This is a genomic window from Paenibacillus sp. y28 (assembly GCF_037137075.1).
Taxonomy (GTDB): Bacteria; Bacillota; Bacilli; order Paenibacillales; family NBRC-103111; genus JBBBNV01.
The window spans coordinates 143722-160074 of sequence record NZ_JBBBNV010000006.1 but is presented as its reverse complement, the minus strand read 5'-3'; the positions used below and the strand labels follow the sequence as shown (position 1 = coordinate 160074).

The window sequence follows — 16353 nt, the reverse complement described above, 5'->3', positions numbered from 1 at the left end:
GATTTGCTAATGATGATTAATAGATAAGGGAGCGTGTTTTTTTTGAGCAAAAAGATGGTTTCCATGCTGTGCAGCAGCGTATTACTGATGTCTCTTACTTCCCCGGCATTTGCGGCTGAAACAAGCGATGTTATGAAAGCGATTACAAAGCCTGTCATTGACGGAAAAGACGACGCAGCCTGGGAACAGGCGGTTACGTACAACATGTCCAATTACATCGTTGCCATTCATGACCATGAGAAGCTCGATCCCGTCAAAGAGCCAGATGACTTTTCCGGCCACTGGAAGGCGTTGTGGGATGAAACCAATTTTTATTTGCTGATTGATATTAAGGACCAAAAAAGAATTTCCTGGATGAAGCAGAACGACCGGAAAGAAGTTCATTTTGATGATAACGTGCTATTTTACCTGGCTCCAAGCATGGACAAAAAATATATTACCGCTCTCTGGCACGCCGGAAGCAAGGAAATTAGCGGATGGTACGGACCGCCATCCTGGAACTCGTATGATTTGAGTAAAATTGACTATGCGCTTCATGATTATGGCAGCGGATACACCTTGGAAGCCGCCATTCCATGGTCTCTTGTCGGCATGCAGCCCTCGGTCGGAGCGACAGCTTTGTTCGACGCTCATGCTACCGACAATGACATCGGCGGGGACTACAACGCGGCTGACGGCGCAAACGGCCGTTACCCGCAGTCCAAAATTACATGGAACGACAAATTAAATAAAGCCTGGTCGGATAATTCAAATTTGGGGACGATCGTTTTGAAAGGCGGTTCGTCGTCACAGCAGTCATCGCTATCCTTATTTATTAACGGTCATGACCGCACCTCGGAGGCTGCACCGACTCTGATTGGCGATACCACCTTTGTCCCGCTTCGTATGATTTTTGAAGCGCTTGGAGCCGATGTATACTGGGATCAGGCAACCAAATCCGTAACCGCAGTAAAAGGAGAGACGACCGTGTCGCTTACTATCGGCTCTGCTACGGCAGCCATCAATGAAGAAATTATTACACTTGATGCCCCGCCGCAGCTCGTGGACGGCAGCACCATGGTCCCGCTCCGCTTTGTAAGCGAAGCCTTGGGCGCTGAAGTCAGCTGGGATGAGGCTACGAAGACGATAGGCATCTCTTCCAACTAACCGGCATTTCTCTTCTCCAAAATCAGCAAACAGGCCGCCCCGAACCGGGACGGCCTGTCCTTTTATTTATCCCCAATCGCCTGCCTTACTTGCCCATTGCCCAGCGTACAGAAGCATCAAACAGCTTCCAGCCGTTTTCGGTTTGGTTAATCTCTTCCCCGTTGAACAGGTAGAAGTACACCTCGCGGGCTACAACCGGATCGCCCTTGGCATTTTTAACCCCTTTATCATAAGCAAAGATTGTAGCTTGGTTATCCGTGTTCGGCACGGTGGCGACAACAATCGCTTCCGCTCCGGGCTCGCCATAGCCCATTTTTCCCTTTTCCTTGTATACATCCACGTCATTTTGCAGACCTGCTGCCAGAGGATGCTTGCTGTCTTTAATGGTAATGGTCTTCGCTACGTTGCCCGCATCAAGCTTGCCAAACGCCTCTGTCAGCGTCATTCCGGTATCCCCCAGCGATTGCGGCTCCGCATAAATAACCGGTACAGGCAATTTAACAAAAATATTTCTTATTTTTCCGGAATTGACAGATTCACCGACAAAGATAAGAGCAAAGCCTTCCTGAGCTTTCTCAATGGTGAGCTCTTTGTCTGTAATCACAGTCACTTCCAGACCGTGTGTTTCCTTCAAGCGTTTAATGGCAATGCTGTCTCCGGCATTTTCCCTCGATTGAACATACAACACTTTATTGTCCGTGCTGGAGGATTTGCTTGTATTCTGGGAATCCGGCTGATTCATTGCGTCTTTTACATTTTTGGGGACATCAGAGGTGCAGGCCGTGAATGTAAAAAGCATCACTACAGCAAATACCAAACCGATTAAACGTTTCATGAATAAAAACCCCCCATTATTTTTTACCGTTTTGCGCCGCCCAAGCGATTGCGGCATCAAACAGCTTCCAGCCTTCGTCCGTCAAATTCGGCACATGTCCCCCCGGCAGAGAGAAGAATACCTGGCGCGCCTGAACGGTTTCCCCCGAGGCATCCTTGGCCCCCTTCTCATAAGCATAAATCACAGCGCTTTTTTGTCCGCCGCTTTCCACCTGCGCAATGATTTTGGCATCCTTGCCCAGACCTTGAACGTACGATATTTTACCGTTATCCTTATAAACGGCCACCTCGCCCTTCAAGCCTGCGGCAAGCGGATGCTTGTTATCTTCAATTTGAATCGACTTGAGACCGTCAGCTTCGCCGTAGTTGGTTACTCCGGCCATTCCGATCACACCCGCAGTTTGTGTTTTGGACATTACAACCGGAATCGGAGATTGCTTTAGCCGGGTGCCGATTCTGGAAGAGCTGACCGCATCACTGACATAGATTACATCATAATCCTTTGCCTGATCCATGGACAGATTGGCATCAACGACATCGTACACCGTGTAGCCTAACTTTTTCAAATGGTCGATGAGCGGATTTTCGCCCCCCCCTTCCCTGGCACGGACAAGAAGCACCTTCTTGCCCTCAGCGTCTGCCGACGCCGTCTCGGAGCTGGACGAACATGCAGCCATAGACAGCAGCAGCCCGACAGCCAACATCAGAATGAACAATCGTTTCACTTCCAGCGCACTCCTTCATCATTAGAATGGTACTATTCCACCAGACCCGTCCGCTCTACGCCTTCAACAAACCAACGCTGGGTGAACATATACAGCAGCATCGGCGGAATAATCATCAGGAACGTGGTGGACATCCGAATCGCTTCATCCGTAACGGAAGGCCCATAGACCTCGGCTTGCTGACGCAGCGCGGAGGCAATCCGCGAAATCCCCATGGATAACGGCGCCGTTTCAATATCGGACAAGTACATGCTCGGCAGATAGAAATCGTTCCACGTCCAGACGAAGGAAAACAGGAACACGACCAGAATGGCCGGCTTCGCCAGCGGCATCATGACCCTATAGAAAATTTTGAACGCATTGGCTCCGTCCATACGGGCCGCTTCCTCCAGCTCCTTAGGCTGTGTGGAGAAAAACTGCCGGTAAATAATAACGAACAGCGCGCCCTTCAGACCAAGACCAAAAAAGGCCGGGACGATAATCGGAATAATGGTGTTCAGGAGACCCAATTCCCGCGCATAAATAATGTTAGGCAAAATCGTAACCTGCATCGGCACAATGAAGGTCAGCAGCAGGAAGAAAAACAAGGTCTTTTTGAACGGAATCCGCAGACGAGCAAACGCATACCCGGTCACCGCGCACGAAATCGTTTGCAGAATCGCAACAGATAAAGAAAGCGTCAAGCTGATGCCAAGCGCCTTCGGGTACTTCATCCATTCCCAGGCTTCCTGCAAATTCCCCAAATAAATGGTGCGCGGAAACCAGACTACTGCGGGATCAAGCAGATCCTCCGCATTTTTGACCATAGTCGTCATCATGTGCAGAATCGGCTTCAAGTAAATGTAGGCCGTATCCAGCAAAATCAAATAAATAAACAATTTAAACAGCAAACCTTTGTCCGCTTCTCTGCCCAGCAGCGTATAGCGGGTCTTCTTCAGCCACAGAAGCATCGTACCGGACTGCTCACGCTTCAGCTTTACTCCCAGCATCGTATCACCCCTAAACTAATGTTTGCCCTCAGGCTGTACCAGTACTCTCTCTTGCCACTTCCCATTCCTAAACCATATCGGCAAAACAATATCCGCAAGCACCGCCCTGCACTCTCGAAGCCGGCGACCCTGCGGCATCCGGCCGCAAGGCCCATTCTTTGGCTTCGTTTACCGCCTGTACAAGCCTAAGCGGAGGCTTTCTGGGATTTGGTCGCCTGACTGAAAATATAGAAAATGATCGCCAGGAAGAAGCTGATAATAATAAAGTAAATCCAAATCAATGCACTGTACGGACCGTATTCGCTTTCCCGGACCTTGCTCAGAATCGGGTTCGTCGGGAATGTGAACAAATCGATAATGGTGTAAATCATATTGAGCAAAATAAACGGTGTCATCGCCGGAAGCGTAATTTTCCAGAACGTTTCCCACGGTCCTGCGCCGTCAATACGAGCCGCTTCATAGGCTGAATTGGAGATGGTCTGACGTCCGCCGAGGAAAATCAAAATCTGCACCCCGGAATACCACAAAATCAGTACGAAGGAATCGAGCAGCGAGATAAGCGGGCCGGACCAGGTGGCCGACAAATTCGCTGTAATGAGACCGGACACGTTGTATTTGGACATAAAGCCCAGGTCGCCTTCGCCCTGTGTCAAAAACTCCTTCACGACCTCCCCTGTTGCCAAAATAACCGGCAGGAAGAAGATGGCCCGGAAAAATCCCCGCCCAGGGAACTTCTGGTTCAAAATAATCGCAATCATGAGCGCAAAAATGACGATGATCGGAATCATAAACAGCGCCTGGCGCAAAAACGGCAGCAGCTGATTGTACAAAATACTTCCGTCTTCAAACAAAATACGCTGATAATGAGCCAGACCCACATATTTGGTGGTTGTGGACGATGCTGTGATCGTCACATCCTGAAAGCTCATAAACAGGGAGTACCCGATTGGGAACGCCATAAAAATAATAAATCCGATAAACCATGGCGCGATAAACAGGGAGCCTTCAAGATATTCCCTGAGGGATGCACTTAGTCTGATTTTGCGTTTCATCGGCTTCCCCCTCCCTTCACGGCCACGAAGTTTTCAGCTGGCACGACTACGTCCCCATTTTGATAAGGCGTTGCATTGTAGTTCACGATAATCCGTTTACCGTTGGCATAGGTCGTTTCCTTTACGCCCGGAGCCAGCGTTTTGTGACCGGTAATAAATTGATTCTGCACATCCCCAAGGGCTTCGTTATAACGCTGATACTGCTTCACAGCAAAGTCCTCCCAGTCCGGGAAGTGCGTGTTGTAGTAACGAATTCCGAACGAGTTGACATACTGCTTCGCTTCCGCGCGGGTGAACACAAACGAAGGCGCCGCACCATACTCAATATCCCGCAAAAAGTCGTGTACGTCCTCCTGGCGGTTGTTGACGTATTCGGAAGCGTAGTTAATCAAGCCGTGGGTTGCGATTTGTACAAAAGGCACCGCCTCATCCGAGAACAAGTCGTAGGAATGGTCATATGCCAGCGTTTGGATATAGTTCACATTCGGCACGGCATACAGGTTGGATGAGAAGCCTTTGACGCCGCCAAGCGTCTCCTTGATGGTTTTCAGCATCCGTTCCTGCACATCCCTTGCCTCATCTCGCTGCGAACCAAAGCCGGAGTTAAAGTCGCTGAACAGACGCTGCCCGATTGTTTTCAATGCCAGCCCGTCCACACCCAGCTCCTTAAAGCGGGCCAGATCCTTTTTCATCACTTCTTCAGCGAATTTGTAGCTGACTGCAGGCGTCCGCTCCCGGTTAAACAAACCGCCTACCGTAATATTACGTCCCGCCAGGTTGACGATGGCATGATACTTTTCATCGAACCCGCCGGCCTTCGTGTTATTAAGCGCATATTCGGTTTCCAAGTAGACCGGGAAACCGAAGCGGTGTGCATTATCGATAAAGGCCTTCAGTCCTTTATCGCCGCCGATGCGCGAATCGACAGGGAACGTTTGTCCATAAGCGCTGTAGCCGTTCTCCTGCCAGCCCCTCACGGTCAGGGACATGTTGGTAATGCCTTTTTGCTGGAGGGCATTGACCATATCGGCCGCTTCGTCCGTCGTTGTCAGATTCAAGTATTTGTCGTAAATTAGCCCGGATTCTCGATCCCCGTGAATAATATCGACATAGAGCGGCAGAGCCGGATTGTTCACTGCTTCAGGCTTTGCCCCCTTCTCTTGAATCAAGTACTGGCGGTACGCCTGCGCCATGCCGGTGTAATCCGTTTGCTTGTTGTCCAGAATGTAGTACCGGACTGTCCGATCGCTTCCGAAGGAGGCTTCCCGGTTGTAATCAACATAGCCCCACGAATCCGGCACGTTCGTATTCCGGGTCGTAAATTGAATGAAGCTGGCCCGGAATGTCATTTGAGCGGCGATCCAGTTATAGTTACTAAGCACCCCTGCAGGGGATGCCACGATATTGGCATACTCATCGCCGTCGTGAATGACTGCGGTAAAGCCTTTGCTGCCGCTTTTCATCCCGAACACCGGCATAATAATGCTGTTGCGGTTGTTGCTCAAACCGGCAAATGTTTGATCCTGGCCGTATACCGTTTCATCATACAGCTTGTTTACGTTCAGCTTGTTTTCTTTAAACCGGATTAATGCCCCGGAGCCGTCAGGAACGAACAGGTAATCGTCCTGGCCCTGCTTCGTGTACTCCGCTCCGAAGAACGGGAAAAGACGTACCCAGATGAGACCCATGTTCGTTTCTTTTACACCGTCGCGAACAATTTTCGTCTGAACATAATCCTGTTGAATCGTAACCTCAATCGGGATGGTGAAGCCTGTTACAGGCAGCTCATAGGTCAAAGAGAAGCCGTCCGGTATTGTCTTCAAATCCTTGATTTTCCCGTTTTCGGCCCCCAGGTTCGTTTCCTTCGCCTGCAGCACATTTTTGGAGAAATCTACATATTGGACCATCAGCGGGGACACCAGATGCTTCTTCCAGGTTTCTGAAATTTGCTCCTGGGACCATGTTTCCGGATTCGGGAAGGAGCGGTACATGCTTCCGTTCCGCTTATCCTCCACGATGAAATGGCCCGTATTGCCGTCCATTTTCAACCGGAGCGCAGCCGATTCGGCAACCTGCTTAAATTCGCTTTCTTCAGGCAGCCGTGCTGGGGCCACGGTCGCTGCCGCGGCCGGAGCCGCACTGTTGACCTGCTGCGCATTCAGCGGCTCCTTCGGCTTGCGGAACTCGATATCGACCTGCGTCAGGAGCAGGAGAAACACAGCCAAGAGAAGCGCCGTAACGATGACAGCGGGTTTATTCAGCTTGTTTATCCAAATCATCATCTTAACGTCGCCTCCTGGTACATCTCATAAAGCAATGAAATGAAATCGTTGGTCAAACCGGCTGTAATGAAGATTAGCAAGCCGATAACCAGCATCGTGCAGACGGTGAATACGATATTAAGCGCCGTTTCACCAACTGTGTAGTTGTGGATGCATTGAATGTTCCAGAAAATCAGCAGACAAATCCAGACCATCATTCCATTATCGATGAAGCCGTAAATGGATGCTTCACTCATCGTCATGCCGTTGGAGATAATGGCCAGCGGAATACCGATAATCATATACGGAATGAGTGCATATGCATTGCCGATAAAAATATCCCGGAACCGGCCCTCGCCCCGATAGATGGAGCTGACTAGATAGTTGGCCACAACCCAGGCAATCCAGACGATAAAGAACTGGGTAAATGTAGAAAGCAAATCGATTTTGGCCGTGTTATTAAACGAAAAGCTCGTGATTGCTTGCTTTGAAATCAAGGAGCCGTAGACAATGGCAAGAATCAGAAGCGCGCTGGGATAACCGCCCTTCCCTTCATAACGCAAGGCGGAGAAGCCGTCCACAGGATGCTTCATAATGTACAGCGCATGCTTGAAATTGACCATAAACTGGATTTGTCGTTTCGGACGGTTGCGCCATCTTTCCCGGAACTTGCTTTTCGCGGTCAGCTTGTTGAAGATCGCATAGAACAGGCCTCCGAATACCAGAATACTGGCGAACAGGGAGAAGTTGCGCTGGAACCACATCATCCGGATTTGCCAGAAGGAATCGGAATAGCCTTGCTGATCGCCCGCTTCCTTAAACAGGCTTTGTGCTTCTTCGTAATGTTCCTTTTTAAAAGCGGCTTTGGCCAGACCCAGTGTTGCAGGGGCAAACTGGGAATTCATCCGCAGCACTTCTTTCCAGGGCTCTTCGCTCTCCTCATATTTTCCCGCAAGCGTCATTTGGTTCGCCTGTGTTACCTTTTGGCCGAATTCGGACAAGCGGAACACTTGAACGATATTTTCCTGATCATCCAGTACAAACAATTCGTTACGGGAATTCACATCCAGAGCAACAGGGCTTTTCAGCAGCCCCACCTGGGACGAACCGATTGCAGAGGTGCCCCCCCAAAAATAAAGCAGGTTGCCTGCCGCATCATAATGGCTGATGTACTTGTACTGGGAATCCACAACGATCATGTTATCATTGTGGTCCACCGCAACATCGATAAGCTGCGGACCAGAGGAAACCGCGCCAACCGGGACATCCCACGGCACAATTTCTCCGAACGGCTTACTGGAGCTGCGGAGCAGGTTATTGCCCTTGATGTTCAGCTTCTTCAATTGGTCGGTTTTGGTCATACCGCCCGTAACTGTGTAGATGTAGCCGTTCTTGTCCGTTGCCACGCTATTGATTGTCTCCGGACGTTTTGCTGCTTCGTTGGCATACATTTTTTTCGTGTACAGCATACGCTTGAGTGCGTCCAGCGGGGAAAGCGCCGTCCGGTTCGCACCGAAGAAGCCTTGGAATTTCCCCTGTGGATCAAGCATTACGAGACCCTCATATCCGCCGTGAACAGCGATGTACAGAAATCCGCGTTCATCGACCATCACCTTGCCCGGGTCAAACACGAACGTTTCAGGGATGTATTTGGAATCGGGCTGTGTGAATTCACTCTGCAGTTTGCCCGTTTTATCCAGCTTGACAACCCGCTTATTGCCAGTATCGGCGACATAAATATCGCCCTCAGCAGTTACGAATACGCCTTCCGGTTTATTAAACGGACTCTCCGGAATCGTAATGTACCGAATCAGCTGCCCTTTTTCCGTCATGTGGACAATCCGGTTATTTCCCGTGTCCGCGATATAAACTTCATTTTTGGCGTCCACATAGATATCCTTCGGATTTTTCATGGATGAGCTGATTTGAACGGTCGGCTTGCTCGGATCAGGAATCATCAGGTCCTCACCGATGACATCAATTGGGAAATAGGCCGGCTGCAGCCAAATAATTTGACCTTCGCTATCCTTCGTATAGGTAGAATACTTCACCGCCGCCTGGATGCTCGAAGGAAGCAGCGCCGTGTATAAGACGATTAAGGAAAGCAGCAGCTTCCACTTGTGACGTCTGAGTTTCATGCTCAACCCTCCATTTGTTTAAACCGATACAGCTTCGGGCTACCCAATAAGCCGTATGGATGCAGCTTGTACTCCGGCGTGTAGTGAATGCCTTCCTTGCGGAAGGACGCCCAGCTGGTTGTTGATGTGTCGCCGGTCGTTTGATGGAATGGGCCGAGCATGTTGCGCGGACTTCCCATCACTTCAATATCAATCCGGTTGTCTCCCGCTTGAAGCCAGGAGGTAATATCCAGCGGCCCGGCAGCCCGCCAAGGCAGATGGCCCGCGGTCTGTCCGTTGACCCGTACTTCCATGGTCACTGCGGCATAATCACCGATTTCCAGCAGAACACGTCCGGTATCCTGCTTGGGCAGATGAGCCTCGAAATGATAAACAAGGCTGCCGCAATAGTGGGTATATCCTTGTCCGCACCAGTCTCCAAGCATCAGCTGCTCCGGTTCGCTTATCATTTTCCGCTCAGGGGTTACCGCAAAGTCGCCGACAATAAAAATATCTTCGACCTCCATGCGATTATGGTAAGCGCAGGACAATACCAGTTCATTGACGCCCTGCTGGAGCCCGGAAAGCGGCACCTTGTGGAAGGCTCTGTCCAGAAACCAGCCGGCAGGCTCATTTGCAACAGGAAGGCCGTTGCAGTGAATTTCATACTGCGCCGCCCCTTCTACCACCAGATATGCTCCGTTGACCGGCACATCTGTCACTTCAAAGGAAAAGATGAACGCTGCCGGAGTGCCGTTTGAAGGAAGCTCATCGCCAATCCAGCGGTACCGCTGCTCAAGTCCGTTGCCGTATACCTGGCGCATACCCAGCGCATCCCGAATCGCCCGCTGTGCCTGCCAAACCTCCATCTCGCCGGACCACTCTCCGCTGCCGATGCGGTAGCGGCACATGTCCAGTGTCAGCACGTTAGGCATTGTCCGCGTAAACCCGCGAACCGGCCCCAATTCATAAGGCAGCGGTGCCGTCTGAGCCTGAAGCTGGCCTGCCGCCAAATCGGCCCCTGTCTTGCCGGGTTCGGCTTGATTCAAAGCCTCAGGCTTGCATATGTACAGCTTGGAATCCGCCGGTGCGAACACCGCCTCGAAATGTACCCGCCCATCACGGACCTCAGCGTCAATGACCGTTACTTCTCCGGTTAAACTGTTCCATTCCTCGACACGTCCCTGTCCTTCAAAAGCCACCTGCACGCGATGCGTACCCTCACGGTCGTTATTAACGACGAACAACGTTCGGCAATCGTCCTGCTCTCTGAGCATATAGAGCAGCTCACGGGCCTGCTCCTGCCGGCCGTTCACCAGACTGACCCTCCGGGGAAGCACCGCCTCCAGGGCTGTCACAGCCTCTTGCGTGTCCTGAACCATCTGTACGCCCGGATGCTTGAACAGCTCCTCCAGTTCGATGGAAGGCCGCCCTTCCAGCATAGCCGGTGCAGGTCCAACCGCAATGACACGGCCGCCTTCAGCTACAAAGTCGGACAGCAGCCGGAAGGTGCTGGCGAGCATCGTCAGAATGGCCGGAACAATGACCACCCGATATTCCGTCCGGTTGACAGCCAGCTTGCCCTGGCGGACCGAGCCGGTTTCGGCCATGATAATTTCGTCACCCAAATCGAAATCGTAATGCGCCCGAAGCAGGTCTCCAAGAAAAGCATTAAATTCATGGCCGAAGTGATTCGTGGCCGATACATCGCGGTCTTTGCCCCGCGCCGGGAAGCCGTAAGGTCCCGTTCCTGTCCGGCACCAGGCCGTTGTAGACGGATGAAGCACCAGTACGTCCCGGACAGGCTGGCCTTCGGACAAAATGGCGGACAGCCGGGCGAAATAATCCTCCACGACGTGATTATATTTCCACCAGCTTGTGTTGTAGTTAAATACCGGCGGGTAATCCCTTTTTCTGCAGCCCTTGATGGAATAGAGCGCCAAATGCTGCGACCGGAGATTCACTCCAAGCACATATTGGAAATCACCAACCCATTTCTGCCCTTCAAAGGTGAATCCCCAGCCCGTGCAGCCGTACGTCTCGCTGAGCACGAATTTGCGTCCGTACTGGTTCGCCACGCTGGAGCACTGCTTGACCGTGATGTACTCGTTCGTTTGCTCGTTCAGCAAATCGATGCCCGGAACTTGCTGAAACCGGTAATTGGGCATCACCGCACCGCAAACGCGGGTGGCTGTGCCCATATTGTTCTCCCATAAATAGTGGCCGGTGAAGGCAATGCCATTCTGCTCACACCAATCGCCGATTTGTTTGGAAAAGGCTTCGCTGAACCGTTCCGTAACAGTCCACCAATAATCGTGGCGGGCCTGCGGGGAATGCTCCCCGTTGAAAAACACATACGGTACGATATCAAGCAGATCATAGCCTCTTCTGCTTTGGAAAAAATCCGGAAACGAGGTGCTCCAAGGGAGCCAGCCGCGCCCTTCCGTAAATTTGCAGTGACGGTCATGAATACTCGGCTCATCTGTAAAAACGCCGCGAATGGTGGTGCCGAACCGGTCACCGACCTCCCGTTTATATGCTTCGTAAGTAATATCGATAAATGCGCTGACGGTATCCGGGTTCAAATGATCCGGTGGCGCCTCATTATTAAACCAGGCGCTTCGAACGGAAACCTCAACCCGGAACACAAGCAGCACTTCCCCTTCAGAAACAGCTGCTGCATTGTAATCCATAATCCGCTGGCATTGGTACAGCCCCCGCTCTTCATCAATAACAGCTTTGAACAGAGCAACAGCCTCGGACCAGTCCTCTCCGCCGGTTGGACGCACCACTTCCATCGTCAGCCCTTTGGCACGGAACGCATCTCCGCCCCGCTCCTGCACCAGCCCACCGGCAAACCCGGAAGGCCAGCGGTCTTCATCATACAGCCATACTTGCATATCAAGCGCTTCAGCGGCATCCACCGTTGTACGGATGCAATCCATCCATTCGGGACCCATGTAAGCGGTTTCCAAACCATCCCGGGAATGGAGAAAGAATCCGCCCATCCCCTGTTCCTTCATTTGCTCCGCTTGACGAACCAGCTCCTCCTTATCCAGCTCATCATTCCAGCCCCAGAAGGGAAGGGATCGATACTCTCTAGACGGAGCGCGGAACAGCTCACGCAGTTTTTCGTACGGTTTCATAACGCGATGACCTCCTCTCTGCCTCGTTGTGTCTTATCGAATTTGAAAACCCCGCTGCCTGCGCCAGTGCTTATAGCACGGCAGGCAGCAGTGTTGTTACTTGCTTTCTGAGGTTAGTTGAAGCAGCATTACTTTTTTCGGGGCCAGCTCCTGGTCCCCGCTCAAGCTCCGTCCGGTCAGTAAATCCTCGTACCGGCCCGTGCCTAGAGCAATCATTTGCGGCTTTTCCGTATGATTCAAAATGAATACATATGATACACCGTCTTTTTCCCGCTTCGTGACCTCTACTCCGGCCGGTACGTCCAGCAGCGGCTTAATCTGCTTTTCTTCACATAAGCGCCTCATCCAGGACCGGATGAACTCCCGGCTCGGCTGCGTAGCCGCATACCATGCTTCGCCTTCCCCAAACCGGTTACGGGTCAGCGCCGGCGAGCCCTGATAGTAGTCACTGCCAAAAACCGCTACCGTCTCTGCGCCTTCCGGATGAACCACTTCGCATACAAGGCTGCATGGATGCTCTCCGGACAATGCGCCAAGAGGAGCATTCAGCACCATGGTGTTCCGCTGATCAGGGAACATGGCATCAATTTCCTCCACCCAGATTCCGAGCAGCTTGCGGAGTTCTCCGGGATATCCCCCGGCAGTCACCAAATCGCTTTCATTGACAATTCCGCTGTAGAAGGTGGTCACGAAGGTGCCGCCTTGCTTCGCGAATTGCTCCAGCTTCTCGGCCATTCCCGGCTTCACCATATACAGCAAAGGCGCGATTATAATTTCATATTGGCTGAAATCGCTCTGTTCATGAATGACATCCACCGGAATGCGGCTGTCATAGAAGGCATCATAATAATGCTGAACCTGATCCAAATATTTCAGATGCGCTGAAGGACCGCCTCCCAGCTCCACCGCCCACCAATTATTCCAATCAAACAGGATGCCGACTTTGCTAGGCTGCCGGGCATCCAGCAGAACAGAGCCAAGCTGCTTCAGCTCCTGCCCGAGCTCGGCGCATTCCCGGAAGATGCGCGTATGCTCATGTCCCACATGGTCAATGACAGCGCCGTGGAACTTCTCATAGGCCCCAAGCGAACGCCGCAGCTGGAAGAACATGATGGACTCCGCACCCCGGGCAATCGCCTGATAGCTGCGCAGGCGCATGACATCCGGCCGCTTTTGCGGGTTTACGGTTTTCCAGTTGATCACACTGGGCGTTTGCTCCATCAGCATAAAGGGAGCCCCGTCTTTAATGCCCCGCATTAAATCGTAACGGAGCGCCATGTAGCTCTCAGGCGTATGATTCTCGGGATAAATGTCCAGCGCAGCGACATCAAGGTGAGGCGCCCACTTGAAGTAATCAAGCGGCTTGTAGGTCCCGTTCCCTTGAAAGTTCGTGGTGACCATAGCATCCGGTATCACTTCCTTGATGGCATTTGCCTCAAGCAAATAGCAATCCAGCCAGCTATCGGAGTTAAACCGGTAGAAATCCAGCGTTATGCCTTGGAAGGCGGTCTGATCCGATCCGCCGCCCATCCCCTCGCTCAAATTGCTGGGCAGGACGATTTCATCCCAGTCATAAAACGTGTGGCTCCAAAATCGGGTATACCAGGCCCGGTTCAGTTCCTCCAGCGTGCCGTAACGCTTCTTCAGCCATTCACGGAACCCTTGCTCGCAGCGTTCGCAATAGCAGCGGTTGCCGATTTCGTTGCTGACGTGCCATAGAAGCACCGCAGGGTGATCCCGGTACCGTTCAGCCAGCTTCCGCGCCATGGCCGTTGCATAATGCCGGTAAGTCGGACTATGCGGACACGAATTGTGCCGCTTGCCGAACTTGCGCTTCTTCCCATCAGCCGTGACTGTCAAAATATCCGGATATTTACGCGCCATCCATGCGGGATGCGCGGCGGTGCTTGTTCCCATGCACGCATAAACGCCGTTCTCGTGCAGCTTGTTCAGCACCTCATCGAGCCAATCAAACTGGTATGTATGCTCATCCGGCTGATTAAGCGCCCAAGAAAAAACATTGACTGTGGCGATGTCAATTCCGGCTAATTGAAACAGCCGCATATCCTCGTCCCAAATGTCCTTGGGAAACTGCTCCGGATTGTAATCGCCGCCGTACAAAACTTTCGGGAATTTGCGGCTAATCATGAGCCGACCTCCTGTCGTCGTTCTTCAGTTCCAGACTGCGCTTCGCCTTCCGCAATCGGCTGGGGCTGCTGCCTGCTCGCTCTCATCGGCGAGCTTCCACGGTTTGAGAACGGCTTCAGCCGCACTGTAAAGACGGTCTCCTTCGCGTGCAGCAAGTAGCTCTCCAGCGGTGGGGCTTCCCCGCAGCTATGATTGCCAATCGGCGCCTGACGGTAGTCCATATTCACAATCGTCTGACCGCAGTGAGCCAGGTCATATGTATGCTCGGCGGCGGTCAGCTGTTCATCTGTGTAATGACGTGCACTCACATCCAGCAGAGGGGCCCCGCAAATGAGCAGGCCAAGCCCGGTCAAATTCGTCACCGCCGCCCACCGGACGTCAGTTTTATTGCCGTTCTCCTGCGGATGAACATAGGGAACGAACTGTTCCTGTACCGTTCCTTCGTATACTCCAAGCCGGCCGCTCTCCTTACGGTCCACGTAGCATTCGTGAGGACCAAGACCGAACCAGGCGAACCGGTCAAAGCTGTCCGGCATCGCCAGCTGCAGACCGAGCCGCGGCAGCGGCGGCAAGCCTTCCTGCGGAACCACTCTTGTTGTAATCGTAACATCGCCCGTCCCATAAAAGGTGTACGTGCTGTGTGTCCTGAATCCGACACCTAAACCGGCGGCCCCTAAGGAAGCTTCCACCTTGACCTGCACCGCCTGTTCGGAAGGCCTGGTCACGGTGACGTCCTGCACGCGCGAAACCAGCTTGTCCAAGCCTGCCTTCCGCCATTTCTTAGCCTGCCGCGTATCGTTATCCGTAGGCGCCCGCCATACATGCACCTTCGGTCCTGCCGCAAGCAGCGGAGTTCCGTTATATTCGAATGCGGTCAGTTGACCGCGATTTTTGTCAAAGGTAATGGAGATGTCCTGACCGCTAATGTGCAGTACAGCGCCATCTTCCTGCGTAGCCAGCTTCGGCATGGAGGCTAACGGAATCAAAGGAAGCTGCTGCTCCTGAACCGGAATCGGCAGGTCAGCCCAAGCCACCTCATAGCCCGCCGGTGCCCAGAGTGCCGCCTGACGAAGCGTAAACTGGATACGCAGCCAATACTCGCCCCCCGGCTGAACATGCTTGCTTGAATACGGAATCGTAAGCTCCGCTTCTCCGGCTCCGGGTACTTCGGGCAGCTCCAGCGTCCCCTGCTCAATGATGTTCCCGTCGCCATAAAGCGTCCAGGATGCCGCAAGATGCCCCAGCGACAAGAAATCGTACCGGTTGTGAATTCGGATTACGCCGGATTGCACATCCAGCGCTTCTACCTTCACCGGCTCGAACACCTTCTTCACCTCAAGCACGGAGGCCTTAGGCTTACGATCCGGGAATAAAAGCCCATCCAGACAAAACGTTCCGCTGTGCGGATAGTCTCCGAAATCGCCGCCATAAGCAAACCATTCTTCACCTTCCGGTGTCTTCTGCCGGATACCGTGATCCGTCCATTCCCAAATCATTCCGCCAAGCAGTCGAGGATACTTGTAGACGGCATCCCAATATTCCTGCAGGTTGCCGACGGAATTGCCCATCGCATGAGCAAATTCGCACAGCAGATACGGCCGCTCATCGTCTTTTTCCCCTTCTGCAATAACATCCTCCAGGGGCGGGTACATGCTGCTTACAATATCAACAACCGGCGCATCAGCAGCACGTTCATAATGAATCGGCCGTGTTGTATCCGCCTGCCTTACCCATTCCGCCATGGCATCGTGGTTTGGCCCGTAGCCCGATTCATTGCCAAGCGACCAAATAATGATGGACGGGTGGTTTCTATCGCGCTCCACCATCCGGCGGGCCCGGTCCAGAAATGCCTCTCTCCAGGCAGGATCCTTGGCCAGATGGCTCTCGTCATCAATAAAATGGCAGCCATGTGTTTCCAAATCGGCCTCGTCGATG

At 52.5% G+C, this 16353-nt stretch carries 10 protein-coding genes; 1 reads left to right on the top strand and 9 read right to left on the bottom strand.

All coding sequences use genetic code 11. The features are described 5' to 3' along the window. Positions 1-42 precede the first annotated feature (42 nt). Positions 43-1146 carry a stalk domain-containing protein gene (locus tag WBG83_RS07785; protein ID WP_336744179.1) on the top strand — a complete coding sequence of 368 codons (1104 nt, stop codon included), beginning with the start codon at positions 43-45 and terminating at the stop codon, positions 1144-1146. An 85-nt stretch (positions 1147-1231) separates the two neighbouring features. Here WBG83_RS07785 and WBG83_RS07780 read toward each other — a convergent pair whose 3' ends face one another. The 9 genes from WBG83_RS07780 to WBG83_RS07740 form a co-directional block, all read right to left on the bottom strand. Next, entirely contained in the window at positions 1232-1981 is a 750-nt protein-coding gene (locus WBG83_RS07780) for a hypothetical protein (protein WP_336744178.1), read from the bottom strand. Between the two features lie 16 nt (positions 1982-1997). Further along, the gene (locus WBG83_RS07775) at positions 1998-2705 is read right to left on the bottom strand and encodes a hypothetical protein (protein WP_336744176.1); all 708 of its coding nucleotides are present in this window, start codon (positions 2703-2705) and stop codon (positions 1998-2000) included. 32 nt (positions 2706-2737) lie between these two features. After that, entirely contained in the window at positions 2738-3655 is a 918-nt protein-coding gene (locus WBG83_RS07770) for a carbohydrate ABC transporter permease (protein WP_442955808.1), read from the bottom strand. A 224-nt stretch (positions 3656-3879) separates the two neighbouring features. Next, positions 3880-4746 carry a carbohydrate ABC transporter permease gene (locus tag WBG83_RS07765; protein ID WP_336744174.1) on the bottom strand — a complete coding sequence of 289 codons (867 nt, stop codon included), beginning with the start codon at positions 4744-4746 and terminating at the stop codon, positions 3880-3882. Then, complete coding sequence (locus WBG83_RS07760; RefSeq protein WP_336744173.1) at positions 4743-7028, bottom strand: DUF5696 domain-containing protein; 2286 nt, start codon at positions 7026-7028, stop codon at positions 4743-4745. Before WBG83_RS07760 ends, WBG83_RS07765 begins: the two co-directional genes overlap by 4 nt. Beyond that, the gene (locus tag WBG83_RS07755) at positions 7025-9145 is read right to left on the bottom strand and encodes a YIP1 family protein (protein ID WP_336744171.1); all 2121 of its coding nucleotides are present in this window, start codon (positions 9143-9145) and stop codon (positions 7025-7027) included. Before WBG83_RS07755 ends, WBG83_RS07760 begins: the two co-directional genes overlap by 4 nt. Before the next feature lie 2 nt (positions 9146-9147). After that, positions 9148-12270, bottom strand: coding sequence for a glycosyl hydrolase (locus WBG83_RS07750; protein ID WP_336744169.1), 3123 nt, complete (start codon positions 12268-12270; stop codon positions 9148-9150). 96 nt (positions 12271-12366) lie between these two features. Beyond that, complete coding sequence (locus WBG83_RS07745; RefSeq protein ID WP_336744168.1) at positions 12367-14418, bottom strand: beta-galactosidase; 2052 nt, start codon at positions 14416-14418, stop codon at positions 12367-12369. After that, on the bottom strand, positions 14415-16353 hold a 1939-nt coding region (locus WBG83_RS07740), incomplete at its 5' end, for a glycoside hydrolase family 2 TIM barrel-domain containing protein (RefSeq protein ID WP_336744166.1). The genes WBG83_RS07745 and WBG83_RS07740, both read right to left, overlap by 4 nt.